Raw genomic sequence first — 11,864 nt, forward strand, 5'->3', positions numbered from 1 at the left:
CCGGGCCCGGGCGGCCGCCCGGGCCACCAGCGCCGCCCCGGCCCCGGCGACGGCGGCCGCGACCGCCCACCCGGTCGGGCCCAGCCCGGCCGCGGCGGCCAGCACCGCCAGCACCGCGAGCTGCCCCGCCGCCGCACCGGCGAGCGCACGGTGCAGCGAGCGCCGGGCCGGGCGCCGGATCCCGCGCAGGGGCGGGTGCGGGGGCGGGCCCGGCGGGCGGGGCCGGACGACCCGGGCGGGCGCGGTGGCGGCGGCGCGTTCAGGCATCGGGCAGCTCCGGGGCGGGCAGGTCGTGCCCCAGCCGGTCGCGCTTGGCCACCAGGTAGGGCAGGTTCTCCGGCCGTACCGGGGCGAGCAGCCGCTCGCGCACGGCCACCTTGACCCCGTGTTCTTCGAGGGCGCGGGCCTTGTCGGGGTTGTTGGACAGCAGCCGCACCGATCGCACGCCCAGGTGGCGCAGCACCCGGGCGGCCGGACCGTAGTCGCGCACGTCCACCGGCAGGCCCAGGGCGGTGGCCGAGTCGATGGTGTCCAGCCCGTCGGCGTCCTGTAGGGCCAGGGTGCGGACCTTGTCGAGCAGGCCGATGCCGCGCCCCTCGTGCCCGCGCAGGTACACCACCACACCGCGTTCGGCGGCGGTGATCACCCCGACGGCGGACGCCAGCTGGTCGCCGCACTCGCAGCGCAGCGCCCCGAACACGTCCCCGGTCACACACTCGGAGTGGACCCGCAGGGGGACCTCGTCGTGGTCGCGGACCTCGCCGTGCACCAGCGCCAGGTGCTCCTGCGCGTCGACCGGATCACGGAAGGCCACCAGGCGGAACGGCCCCCACCGGGTCGCCAGTTCCGCCTCGGCGGCCTCGTCCAGCGCCTCGTCCAGCGCGTCGTCGTTCATCCGCATCCCCTCGGGCCGTGTCTATGAAGGACCACGGACGGGGGAGCCGTTCGGTTCACTCGGTCTCGGGCCCGCCCGGTACAACCAGCCGCCTGCCCGGGCTCTGGGGATCCGAAACCCGTGTGTTACTTGCCGCCCACCCCCATCAGGCCGTCCGCCAGGGAGCGGCGCGCCACCAGGTAGACGATGAACAGCGGGACGGTGGAGAGCACGACGGCGGTGAGCAGACCCGGCACATCCACCCGGTACTCGCCCTGGAACTCGTACAGGCCCATGGTGATGACCCGCCGGTCGGCGGACTGGGTGAGGATGAGCGGGAAGAGGAACCCGTTCCAGGCCTGGAGCGCGGAGTAGACGGCGACGGTGCTCAGCCCCGAGCGGGACATGGGCACGACCAGCTGTAGGAAGGTGCGCACCGACCCGGCGCCGTCCAGGGCCATCGCCTCGTACAGCTCCTCGGAGATGTCGCGCATGGACCCGACCAGGATCAGCACGCACACCGGCAGGGCGAAGGCGGCGGTGGGCAGCACGATCGCGGTGAGGGTGTCGTACAGCTCCATGCGGACGATGATGATGTACACGGGGATGATGACGGCCTGCGCGGGGATGGCCAGGCCCAGCAGGAACACCCGGAACGTCGCGTCGGTGATCCGGGTGCGCGAGCGCACGACCGCGTACGAGGTGGTGGCCGACAGCACCACGACCAGGGCGACCACGGCCACGGTGACCAGGGCGGTGTTGCCCACGAACCCGAGCAGGCCCTTGTCGACGGCGGTGGCGTAGTTGTTCAGGGTGGGGTCCGAGGGCGGGGCCAGCGGGCCCTCGGGCACGTAGTTCTCGCCGCGCTGGACGGTGGCGATGAGCAGGGCGTACAGCGGCAGCGCCACCACGACCAGCCAGACCAGGGCGCCCAGCCCGCCCAGGACGTTGGGGCGCTCGCCCACGCCCCGGTACCGGATCCGGGCCGGCCGGGGCGGCCGCGGCGCCGCCGCGGTGCGGTGTTCCTCCACTGAAGTTTTCCGTAGGATGCCCCGTCGTTCACGACGGGGAGGAATCCGGGACAGCCCGCCCGCACTTTCCAATTTTGCCTTACTCACGCCTCTCCTCGGTGTAAATTCTTTCGCATGCGGACGGCGTACAAGGTCCGGGCCTACCCGGACACCGAACAAGCGGCCCAGTTGGGCCGCACGTTCGGGTGTGTGCGCCTGGTGTGGAACAAGACCCTGGCCGAGCGCCACACTGCTTACCACCGGCGCGGTGAGACGACCACCTACAAGCAGACCGACGCCGCGCTGACCGGGTGGAAGAAGACCCAGGAGTTGGCGTTCCTGTCCGAGGTGTCCTCGGTGCCGCTCCAGCAGACCCTGCGCCACCAGCACACCGCGTTCTCCAATTTCTTCGCCCAACGCGCCCGCTACCCCCGGTTCAAGACCCGGACCGGCCGCCAGTCGGCGCACTACACCCGATCGGCGTTCCGTATCAGGAACGGCGAACTGTTCCTGGCCAAACACCAGGTCCCGCTGCGGGTGGCGTGGTCGTGGACGGACGTCGACCTCGCAGCCCTGGACCCGACCATGGTGGTCGTCTCGCGGGAGCCGGACGGCCGCTGGTACGTCACCTTCACCGTGGACACCGATGACCCGCCGCCCGCACCCGTGTCCGGGGCCGAGGTCGGCATCGACCTGGGTGTGAAGGACTTTGCGACCCTGTCCACCGGGGAGAGGATCGCCAACCCCCGCCACCTGGCCCGCAAAGCCCGCAACCTGGCCCGCTACCAGCGGCGGATGGCCCGCAAGGCGCGTGGGTCCAACAACCGGCGCAAGGCCAGGCGCAAGGTCGCCGCCGCGCACCGCAAGGTCCGCCACGCCCGCGCCGACTTCCTGCACAAGACCACCACCCACCTGGTGCGCGAGCACGATGTGATCGTGATCGAGGACCTCGATGTGCGGGGTATGTCCGCCTCCGCGCGCGGCACCCTCCAGGCGCCCGGCAGGCGGGTGCGGCAGAAGGCGGGCCTCAACCGGGCGGTGCTGGATGCCGCTTGGGGTGAGTTCCGTCGCCAGTTGGAGTACAAGGCCGCCCGGTACGGTCGCACCCTGGTGGTGATCGACCGGTGGTTCCCCTCGTCCAAGACGTGCTCGGACTGCGGGCACCTCCTGAAGCATCTCTCTCTGGGCACCCGGTTCTGGACGTGCCCGCACTGCCGCACACGGCACGACCGTGAGCTGAACGCGGCGAAGAACATCAAGGCGGCAGGACGTGCCGTGCTCCGAGACGAAGCCTCGGGGTAGGCCGGGCCCCCGCTGTGCGATAACGGCGAAGCCTGCACAGTAGGGGCGGGAGCCGGTGTGAGACGGCAAGGGTCCTCCCTTCCGCGGTCGGCGACGAAACAGGAAACCGGGCCCGTGAGGGTCGGCCCGTAAGGGTCGTGCGCGCCTTGGCGCGTATCGGACTCCCCTCCCTTTCGGGAGGAGGGAAAGTCAAATTCCCTCCCTGGTGCTGCGCATCGAGCCGAACCCGGTCAGGCGCACCATCACCAGGGCGATGAGGGTGGCGACGATGACCAGGGTGAACGCGATCGCGCTCGCGTAGCCCAGCTCCCAGCTGCGAAAGCCCGCCCGGAACATCAGGTACGGGACGATGGTGGTGTCGGTGCCCGGGCCGCCGTCGGTCATGATGAGCACCGTGTCGAAGTAGGTGAGGGAGCCGACGACCATCAGCACCGAGGAGGTGGTGACGGTGTTGCGCAGCTGGGGCAGGGTGACGTGCCAGAACATGCCCAGCCGCCCGGCCCCGTCGATGCGCGCCGCCTGGTACAGGGTGGCCGGGATCTGCCGGGCCCCGCCCTGGTAGAGCAGCATGTGCAGCGGGATGAACTGCCAGGCGGCGACGAACACGATCACCCAGAACGCGCTGCCGCCCCGGCCCAGCGGGTCCAGGGTGCCCAGGCCCAGGGCCGGCCCGATCCAGGCCGGCGGCCCGAAGTTGGGGTCGAGCAGGGCCCGCCAGATGATGGCCACCGCCGCCGAGGACAGCAGCAGCGGCAGGAAGAAGACCGCGGACAGCACGGCGCGGCCGCGCTGGCGCCCGGCCGACCACACGCCCAGGAGCAGGCTGATGGGCGTCTGGATGGCCCAGCTGGCGACGGTCAGCAGCAGGCTCAGGCCCACGGCGCGGTGCATGAGCGGGTCGTTCGCGAGCCGGGTCCAGTTGTCGAGTCCGGCGAAGACGGGGTCGCCCAGCCCGCCCCAGTGGGTGAAGGACAGGTACGCCACCAGCAGCATGGGCAGGACGGCGAACACCGCGAAGAACGCCACCCCCGGCAGGGCCCACAGGGGGCCGGGCCGCCCGGTGCGGGGGGCGGCCCGGCCCTGGACGTCCGCGCTCACAGGGCGGCCAGGGCGTCGACGAACTCCTGCGGGGTGCGCTGCCCGTTGAACAGCGCCTCGATCTCGGTGACCATCGGGGTGGCGATCTCGGGGGTCAGCGCCTGGTCCCAGGACAGCTGGAAGTGGGGGGCGTCGCGGACCAGCTCGTACTGGAAGACCGCGAACTCGGGGTTGGGGCTGTCGGCCAGGACGTCCTCGGCGTTGGAGGTGGTGGGCACCTCGCCGTTGGCGACCATGTCGGCGACGTACTCGTCCTGGGAGGTGTACTTGAGGAACTCCAGGGCGTGCTCCAGGTGGGGGCTGTCGGCGGTGACGGAGAAGTAGTTGGTGGGGTTGCCGACGATGTTGGCGGGGTCGCCCGCGCCGCCCGGGATGGGCGGGAAGGTGACGTAGCCCAGGTCGTTCTCGGCGAACTCGCGGGCCTGGTCCAGGTGGGTGGAGTACTCCCACGACCCCATGAGGTGCATGGCGGCGCGGCCCTCGGAGAGCAGGGTGGAGGCGCCGCCCTCGGTGTAGCTGACCGAGGCGTAGGAGTCGCCGAAGGCGCCGCGGTCGACCAGGTCCGCGACCGTCTCGGCGGCCTCCAGGACGGCCGGGTCGCGCCAGCCCTCGGAGTCGCCCTCGGCGATGCGGGCGAACACCTCGGGGCCGCCGATGCGGTCCACCAGGTACTGGAGCCACATCTGCTCGGTCCAGGGGTCGGCGCCGGCCAGGGCGAAGGGGGTGACGTCGGCCTCGGTGAACTCGTCGACCAGGGTCAGGACGTCGTCCCAGGTCTGCGGGGGCTCGACGCCGACCTCGTCGAAGACGGCCTGGTTGTAGAAGAGGACGACGGGCTGGGTGCCGCGCAGGGGGATGCCGTACTGGACGCCGTCGACCTTGCCCGACTCCAGGACGGAGGGCAGGAAGGAGGCGGCGAACCCGGGGTCCTCGGCGAGGAGGTCGTCGAGGGGTTCGAGCAGGCCCTGTTCGGCGTAGGGGGCGATGCTGCCCGAGCCCCAGTTGAAGAACACGTCGGGCTTCTGGCCGGAGCCCATGGCGGTGCGCAGGCGCTCGACGTAGTTGTCGCCGGGCACCTGGTCGATGACCGCCTGGGCGCCGTCCTCGCCCTGGTCGGCGTTGAAGCGTTCGACGGCGCCCTCCTGCACGACGACGAGGGTGTCCTGGTACATCCACACGTGCATCTCATCGGAGCCTGAGGAGGAGCCGCCACCGCAGGCGGTCGCGGTGAGCAGGGTGAGCGCGGCCAGTGCGGCGGCCGTGCCGACTCGGGGGGTGGTCATCGCGTATCCCTTGATCGAAACTTTCGGAATTTATTCCGAAACTTGTGGTGCCCGAATGTACGACGCGGCGTGAACCACGTCAATATCCGTTGTGGCCCCGATCACCCGCGGATCGCGGCCGACGGTGCCGAACGGCGTCTGGCCGCGTAGTATCGGGCGGCGTGAGTACACAGCCGAACCAGGAAGCCCCCGACGGCGCGATCACCGGCCCGGTGACCATCGCGAAAATTGCGGAGGCCGCAGGGGTCTCCGTCCCGACCGTCTCCAAGGTCCTCAACGGCCGCGCCGACGTCGCCGAGGACACCCGGGCCCGCGTGGAGGAGCTCATCCGCACCCACGGGTACCGGCGCCGCCGCGGCCCCGGGGGAGGCCGCTCCGCCCTCATCGACCTGGTGTTCCACGAACTCGACAGCGCCTGGGCCATCGAGGTGGTGCGCGGGGTGGAGAACATCGCCCGCGAGGAGGGGCTGAGCGTCGTGCTCACCGAGTCCGGCGGGCAGACCCCGCGCGACGACTGGGTCGACGCCGTCCTGGCCCGCCGCCCCACCGCCGTCGTCCTGGTCTTCTCCGACCTGGCCGCCGAACAGCGCACCCGGCTGTCGGCGCGCGGCATCCCCTTCGTCGTCGTCGACCCCGCCGGGGACCCCGGGCCCGACATGCCCGCGGTGGGCTCGGCCAACTGGAGCGGCGGGCTGGCCGCCACCCGCCACCTCATCGACCTGGGGCACCGGCGCATCGCCGTCATCGGCGGGCCGCGCGAGGTGCTGTGCAGCAAGGCCCGCATCGACGGGTACACCTCGGCGCTGGACGCCGCCGGGATCCCCGTGGACCCCGGGCTGATCCGGCACGGGGACTTCCACGTGGAGAGCGGCCGCGACCGCGGCCGGGAGCTGCTGGCCCTGGACGACCCGCCCACCGCCGTGTTCGCCGGCAGCGACCTCCAGGCCATGGGGCTGTACGAGGCCGCCCGCGAACTGGGGGTGCGCATCCCCGAGGACCTCAGCGTCGTGGGCTACGACGACCTGCCGGTGGCCCGGTGGGTGGGGCCGCCGCTGACCACGGTCCGCCAGCCCCTGACCGAGATGGCCGAGGAGGCCACCCGCATGGCGCTGGTGCTGGCCCGCGGGGGGCGCCCGGCCAACCTGCGCCTGGACCTGGCCACCGACCTGGTCGTGCGCGGCAGCACCGCGGCGCCGCCGCGGACCTGAGCGCCTACTCCCCGGGCTCTTCGGGCGGCGGGGGCAGGGTCACGGCGATGGCAGGGTCACGGCGATCTCCCCGCCCAGGGAGTGCCCGCCCTCCAGCTTGAGGCGGTCCCCGCTCCAGAACCGCCCCGGGTCGTAGTATCCGGGGCGGCGCCCGGCGGGCAGCAGCCCCATCGCCTCGTAGGTCAGCGCGATGACCTCGGCGCAGTAGGCCGACTCCAGGGCGCGTTCGGCCTGCTCGGCGTCCCCGCCCCGGCGCAGGAAGGCGGGACGGCGCAGCGGCAGGCGCCCGCGCGCCCACCGCCCGGCCATCTGCGCGGTCGACGGGAAGGGGGTGCCGTCCAGGCGCGCGATCGCCTTGAGCACGGCGTCCTCGGCCTCCCGGCTCACCTCGGGGGTGATCTGGCGCAGCCAGCCGCGCTGGCCGTACTTGCGCCCCCACACCAGCACCGCGTCGCGCAGGTCGTGCAGCTGCACACCCCGCTGGTGCTTGCCGGTCCACATGTCGGGCAGGGAGCGGCCCAGTTCGGCGTGCCACATCAGCGGGGGCAGGTCCTCGATGACCACCGCCATGCCCACGTGGTTGACGGGGCTGTTGGTGGTGAGCTGGATGGCGCGGTCGGCGGCGCTCGTGCCGCGGAACACCCACACGTCGCCGGTGCGGCTCAGCTCCAGCGCCCGGTCCAAAGAGATCTCGCTATCGGCCACACCGCTAGCCTAGGCACATGCGATGGTGGAAAGTACTCGGAGCGGCCGCTTTCGTGGGCGTGGCGGCCACGGGCGTGGCGATCGCCCGCGCGGAGCGGCAGCGCCGCGCCTACACCCCCGACCAGGTCCGCGACCGGCTGCGCGACCGGGCGGCCGAGGTCTCGGCGGCCGCCGAGGAGGCCCCCGACCTGGAGGTTTCCCCCGAAACCGGACCGGGGCCGGTGAGGTCGGTGCTGCGGCGGATCGGTGACCGCGTGCGCGGCCTCGCCGGGCGTTCGCCGATCCGGCCGCGGCGCTCCGCCGACTCCGAGAACTGATCTTTCTCCCGGGGGGCGTGGCCGGATCCGGTCACCTCCCGGGTCCCTCCCTCCTCTCCCGCACCGCCGCGACGACCCGTTCGGCCACGGCGGCGGGTTCCTCGTGCTCCCAGAAGCGCAGCACGGTCCACCCGGCCTCGCCTAGGCGCCGGTCGGTGTCGGCGTCGCGCTCGCGGTTGGCGCGCACCTTCTCGGCCCAGTAGGCGGCGTTGGTGCGCGCCGTGGTGTGGTGCTCGGGGCAGCCGTGCCAGAAGCAGCCGTCGACGAACACCGCGACCCGGCGGCGGGTGAACACCAGGTCGGCGGTGCGGCGCAGGGCGGGCAGCGGCCGGGCCGAGACCCGGTAGCGCAGCCCGGCGGCGTGCACCAGCCGCCGCACGGCCAGTTCGGGGCCGGTGTCGCGGCCCTTGTTCGCGCGCATGCTCTTGCGCACACCCTCGTTGAGCGCCCTGGTGGGCCGGGGAACCGCCATGCGCCGCATCCTAGGCCGGCGCGATAACGATCCCGCCTGCCCGACACCGACCGATTCGGTCAGTCCATGAGACGTTCGATCACGATCCGGTCCAGCTCGGGAGCCTGGAAGAACAGACGGTTGGCGCCCGCGAATCCTCGAAGCGGTGCGATCTGCTCGTTCCTCTCCTTGAAGCCGTGACTTGAAACGGATTTCGGCCCGAACCGCATGGTCGGTACGATTTCGGAGGCCACGCTGAAGGCGTGTTCCAGGTGCGCGTAGATCGAGTTGCGGTTGAGACCGGTCGCCTCGCGTAGAAGGTTCATGCCCGATATCTCTTTTTCGTTGTCGTCCATTTCGCTGAGTGTTTTCCACAGCGTGTACCGGACGGGGAACACGTGGTTCTTCTTTCCCCGCGGCTTGGGTCCCCCGATCAGGTGGTACATGAGGGTATCTTGTCGGGCGCGCGGTACGAACTCGGCGTACCTCCTGGGTCCCGGCCGCCCGCCCGCCGCCAGGAGGTCCAAGGTCGAGACCGCGATATCGTCGAGTTCGTCGTTCTTGTAGATGAGGTCCACGGGGGCCGGGTGGAAGCACTGGAACGCCGTGTGCAGGAAGAGCTTTCTGTTGTCCTCTTCCTCCAAGGTCATCATGATGCAGTGGAGATCGTTACCGTCCCTGCGTCGTCGCTGCCGTTCCACCGCCTCCAGACCGAAAAGGCCGGTTTCGGGCACCGCGCGGGCGAAGTCGACATCGAGCACAACAATGCTCACGCTCGTGTTCTCTTCCAGGGTCTTCTCCATCTCCCTCGGAGAGTTCACCGTTGTGACCTCGTACCGGTTCGGGCGTCTCTCGTCCAGCACCCTCCGCCATTGCGAGCTCCATATGCTGTGGTCATCGCATACGACGATCCCGGTCTTCTTCATGGTGTTGATCTTTCACCTCGGTCACTTCGGTGGGTTCGATGCCCAGGACGCGGTCACCGTTTTGGTTCCGTCTTCGCTTTTCTCCAGGCGCAGGTCTCCGGCCCCGAGCTCGATGAGGATTCTTCTCAGGTTGTCCAAAGATGAACCGGGGGAGAGGACGACCTCCCCATCCGCGTCGTCGGAGACGGATATCTCCAGGTAGGCCGGGTCCCCGTACCTTTTCGCCATGACCTGTACATGGGTTGCGTCGGCCTTGATGGAGTTCGTCACCAGATCATGAAGAGCGGTGCGAACCAGATCATAGTCGTTGCCCTCGATGTGATCCACCCCTTCCCCCTTGGCGAAGGCGACCTTCGGTCGCTCCGACGGTGCGAGCAGGTCGCTGATCCGCGAGTAGATCTCGTCCAGTGAACCACGGTAGGATTCGGGCCCTTCCTCGATGGCATTCTTAGCGTCGTTGATGAAGTATTCCAGGCTCTGAAAATAGTACTTCACATGGAATCCCAGTTCAGGAAGTACCGGGTTGATCTCTCGCTGGAGGAGCCGGAAGGGATTCTTCACCAGTCCATGGATCCGCTGGCTGCCCAGGATCCGGTCATCCGTCAGCGCGATGGACCTGGAGACCCGGGCCGCCTTCAGGGCGTTCTCGTGGTTGATCGCGGCCGGATAGAGGGTGAGCGGAACCAGCGAGATCAGGACCACCGGGAGTTCGAATCCGGGTGCGAATGAACCCGTCGCCACCGGTAGGAGAAGGAAGGCGATGAGACAGGCGAGTGAGAGCAGCGGCGGGAAGACGACGCGCAGCGCCCTGACCGCGTCCGACGGGGCACTTTTGTCGTTGTACCAACTGGAGTCCAGCATGACGCCTCTGCCGACCGACCAGCCGAAGGCGACGGTCAGTGCCACGCCGACCAGCCAGGCACCCTCTGAGAAGGGAACGCGGTACAGGCCTCCCAGGAGGAGGGCCATGCTGAGAAGACCCAGGTACTCCATGGTGCCGGCCAGGTTCACCCGTGGTCGGCTGGCGATGAACAGGAGATGGTCGGCGACGAAAGAGAGTCCGAGAGTCCGCCACGGAGAGGAGAGGGCGACCCTCTCCAGGAAATCCTCCTGGGTGTGCGCCCACGCGAGGACCACTCCGACCAGGGGAACGAGGAGGTGGGCCGAGATGAGCGGCCAGGAACCGGGTGCGTCCCCTATAAGTGTGATCAGCGACGCCAGCACGATGGCCCCACGCCAGGAGGCGGCTGTGGCCCCCGTGGCCAGCGAATATCTCCTGGCCATCGCGAAAACGTATTTGTCGTCCCGCAACGTGGAATCAAACATGTCATGCCCTCCGTTCTCGATGTCCCTCAACGGTGGCACCGGTCAACCGACCTCACCAGTACGTCAGTGCCCCTGCCAACCGGTCAAATGTCCGGTTGCCGTTCGGGTACGAGCGGGTCGCTCCCTCCCTTCGCAGCTCACGTGAACGGCGAATCTCGGACGGGCCTCACCGGACCAGCGCGGTCGTGGCGCTAGAGGGTCCACCGGCCGGGCAGCAGGACACCTGCAGCGGATTCCCCCCTTTCGTTCACCAGACCTTTGGGGCAGCTTCCCCCGGCCTCGGTTCCGGGAGGATCGTCACCGACGAAATCCGCCCCCGAGTGAAAAATCGAACCCGTGAAGCTTGTTTCGCCGGTGAACCTGGAGGAGGCGAAAGCGGCTCGGCCCCCGAACGAGACGGTCCTGAAGTGGCCCTCCGTGAAACGAGATCGGAGAAACGATGATGAGCTCTTAAAGTGGGAACCTGAGAAATGCGCCTTGGCTCCGAACCGGGCGTCGTCGAACACGGTGTGACCCATGAAGTTCATGTTCCTCAGGTCCACGTTCGATAGGAAATCTGAATTCTGGAAGTACGTATCCCTTCCGAAGGAGGCGTTCATGAAATTCGTTTCTCCCATGAAAGCGCATCCGCTCATGTCGGCATCGCGCTTGAAGGCCGAGTTCGTGAAATCCGCCTTGTCCGAGAACTCGACCCCTTTGAACTCGATGCGCTTCCCGCATCTGATCCCCGAAAAATTGGCCACCCTGGAGAATGTCGACTTGGAGAAATTCGAGGATCCCAAGAACCGAGCCGACCTGAAGCTGGCGGAACCTTCGAAGGATGCTCCTCTGAAGGACGCCGTTCCGTGGAATGTGGTTCCCTCCAGATCCAGGTCTCCCCGATGCGAGCTCTCTTCGAAGTGAGTCGGCCCGTAAAATTTCGCACCTTTGAAGTCGATTTTTTCCGAGAACTCGGACTTTGAGAAGTCGGCCTTCCCGCGGAACTCGGCCCCGGAGAAATTTCCTCCTCTGGCGAATTTTATTCCGCTGAAATCGACGTCGCCGTCGAAATATGCGTTGAGGAAGTCGAAGCGGCATTCCGACCAAGGCGATTCCGCTCTCAACCTTCGGGATACGATGTGCGCGATGGTCGTGCGCACCTCCCTCATGGATTCATATGTGGCCGTCCTCTCCTGATAGGCTCCGAGCATCTCCTCCGTCCGCTCGGTGAGCATCGATGGTGTTTCGGGCTTCGGGATTCTCAAATATGCGCACAGGACATCCACGCACATCTGTCGTAGGCCGGGCGTCGGTGCGTCGTCGGCCAGGTGGGCCAACGCGTGGACGCCTCCGAGGGACACCGCCACATTGGCCTCTCCCAGTTG

At 68.9% G+C, this 11,864-nt stretch carries 11 protein-coding genes and 2 pseudogenes; 3 read left to right on the forward strand and 10 right to left on the reverse strand.

Annotated elements, in window-relative coordinates; translation table 11 throughout:
• The 3 genes and pseudogenes from ACJOT3_RS25790 to ACJOT3_RS25800 form a co-directional block, all read right to left on the reverse strand.
• Nucleotides 1-267: pseudogene (locus tag ACJOT3_RS25790) on the reverse strand (hypothetical protein); the annotation flags it as partial.
• Nucleotides 260-895, reverse strand: coding sequence for a GTP cyclohydrolase II (locus ACJOT3_RS25795; protein WP_406975697.1), 636 nt, complete (start codon nucleotides 893-895; stop codon nucleotides 260-262). The pseudogene ACJOT3_RS25790 and the gene ACJOT3_RS25795, both read right to left, overlap by 8 nt.
• Nucleotides 896-1,020: 125 nt before the next feature.
• Nucleotides 1,021-1,905 (reverse strand): carbohydrate ABC transporter permease, encoded by an 885-nt coding sequence (locus ACJOT3_RS25800; protein WP_406975698.1) that lies wholly within the window; start codon nucleotides 1,903-1,905, stop codon nucleotides 1,021-1,023.
• Between the two features lie 114 nt (nucleotides 1,906-2,019).
• Between ACJOT3_RS25800 and ACJOT3_RS25805 the strand changes: the two are divergent.
• A pseudogene (locus ACJOT3_RS25805) lies at nucleotides 2,020-3,318 on the forward strand (RNA-guided endonuclease InsQ/TnpB family protein).
• 57 nt (nucleotides 3,319-3,375) lie between these two features.
• Here ACJOT3_RS25805 and ACJOT3_RS25810 read toward each other — a convergent pair.
• Together ACJOT3_RS25810 and ACJOT3_RS25815 are read right to left on the reverse strand one after the other, a co-directional pair.
• Nucleotides 3,376-4,179 carry a carbohydrate ABC transporter permease gene (locus ACJOT3_RS25810; RefSeq protein ID WP_406975705.1) on the reverse strand — a complete coding sequence of 268 codons (804 nt, stop codon included), beginning with the start codon at nucleotides 4,177-4,179 and terminating at the stop codon, nucleotides 3,376-3,378.
• A 101-nt stretch (nucleotides 4,180-4,280) separates the two neighbouring features.
• Nucleotides 4,281-5,567, reverse strand: a complete 1,287-nt coding sequence (locus ACJOT3_RS25815; protein WP_406975699.1) for an ABC transporter substrate-binding protein — start codon at nucleotides 5,565-5,567, stop codon at nucleotides 4,281-4,283.
• 200 nt (nucleotides 5,568-5,767) lie between these two features.
• Here ACJOT3_RS25815 and ACJOT3_RS25820 point away from each other — a divergent pair, with 200 nt between their 5' ends.
• Nucleotides 5,768-6,775, forward strand: a complete 1,008-nt coding sequence (locus ACJOT3_RS25820; RefSeq protein ID WP_406975706.1) for a LacI family DNA-binding transcriptional regulator — start codon at nucleotides 5,768-5,770, stop codon at nucleotides 6,773-6,775.
• A 39-nt stretch (nucleotides 6,776-6,814) separates the two neighbouring features.
• Here the strand turns inward: ACJOT3_RS25820 and ACJOT3_RS25825 are convergent, their stop codons facing one another.
• The gene (locus ACJOT3_RS25825; protein WP_406975707.1) at nucleotides 6,815-7,465 is read right to left on the reverse strand and encodes a hypothetical protein; all 651 of its coding nucleotides are present in this window, start codon (nucleotides 7,463-7,465) and stop codon (nucleotides 6,815-6,817) included.
• 32 nt (nucleotides 7,466-7,497) lie between these two features.
• On the opposite strand from ACJOT3_RS25825, the gene ACJOT3_RS25830 reads away from it, so the two are divergent.
• Nucleotides 7,498-7,797 (forward strand): hypothetical protein, encoded by a 300-nt coding sequence (locus ACJOT3_RS25830; protein ID WP_406975700.1) that lies wholly within the window; start codon nucleotides 7,498-7,500, stop codon nucleotides 7,795-7,797.
• A 31-nt stretch (nucleotides 7,798-7,828) separates the two neighbouring features.
• Here the strand turns inward: ACJOT3_RS25830 and ACJOT3_RS25835 are convergent, their stop codons facing one another.
• The 4 genes from ACJOT3_RS25835 to ACJOT3_RS25850 all read right to left on the reverse strand — a co-directional run.
• Entirely contained in the window at nucleotides 7,829-8,269 is a 441-nt protein-coding gene (locus ACJOT3_RS25835) for a very short patch repair endonuclease (RefSeq protein WP_406975701.1), read from the reverse strand.
• A gap of 59 nt (nucleotides 8,270-8,328) precedes the next feature.
• A complete protein-coding gene (locus ACJOT3_RS25840; RefSeq protein ID WP_406975702.1) occupies nucleotides 8,329-9,174 on the reverse strand; it encodes a PleD family two-component system response regulator in 846 nt (281 codons plus the stop codon).
• Between the two features lie 21 nt (nucleotides 9,175-9,195).
• A complete protein-coding gene (locus tag ACJOT3_RS25845) occupies nucleotides 9,196-10,500 on the reverse strand; it encodes an ATP-binding protein (RefSeq protein ID WP_406975703.1) in 1,305 nt (434 codons plus the stop codon).
• 191 nt (nucleotides 10,501-10,691) lie between these two features.
• Nucleotides 10,692-11,864: pentapeptide repeat-containing protein (locus ACJOT3_RS25850; RefSeq protein WP_406975704.1), on the reverse strand; the 1,173-nt coding region annotated here is incomplete at its 5' end.

Origin of the sequence: Nocardiopsis protaetiae (assembly GCF_045446735.1) — a bacterium.
Taxonomy (GTDB): Bacteria; Actinomycetota; Actinomycetes; order Streptosporangiales; family Streptosporangiaceae; genus Nocardiopsis; species Nocardiopsis protaetiae.

Coding starts and splice junctions, on each gene's coding strand:
- ACJOT3_RS25795 (WP_406975697.1), bottom strand. CDS start 895: ATGAACGACGACGCGCTGGACGAGGCGCTGGACGAGGCCGCCGAGGCG.
- ACJOT3_RS25810 (WP_406975705.1), bottom strand. CDS start 4,179: ATGCTGCTGGTGGCGTACCTGTCCTTCACCCACTGGGGCGGGCTGGGC.
- ACJOT3_RS25815 (WP_406975699.1), bottom strand. CDS start 5,567: ATGACCACCCCCCGAGTCGGCACGGCCGCCGCACTGGCCGCGCTCACC.
- ACJOT3_RS25830 (WP_406975700.1), top strand. CDS start 7,498: ATGCGATGGTGGAAAGTACTCGGAGCGGCCGCTTTCGTGGGCGTGGCG.
- ACJOT3_RS25835 (WP_406975701.1), bottom strand. CDS start 8,269: ATGGCGGTTCCCCGGCCCACCAGGGCGCTCAACGAGGGTGTGCGCAAG.
- ACJOT3_RS25840 (WP_406975702.1), bottom strand. CDS start 9,174: ATGAAGAAGACCGGGATCGTCGTATGCGATGACCACAGCATATGGAGC.
- ACJOT3_RS25845 (WP_406975703.1), bottom strand. CDS start 10,500: ATGTTTGATTCCACGTTGCGGGACGACAAATACGTTTTCGCGATGGCC.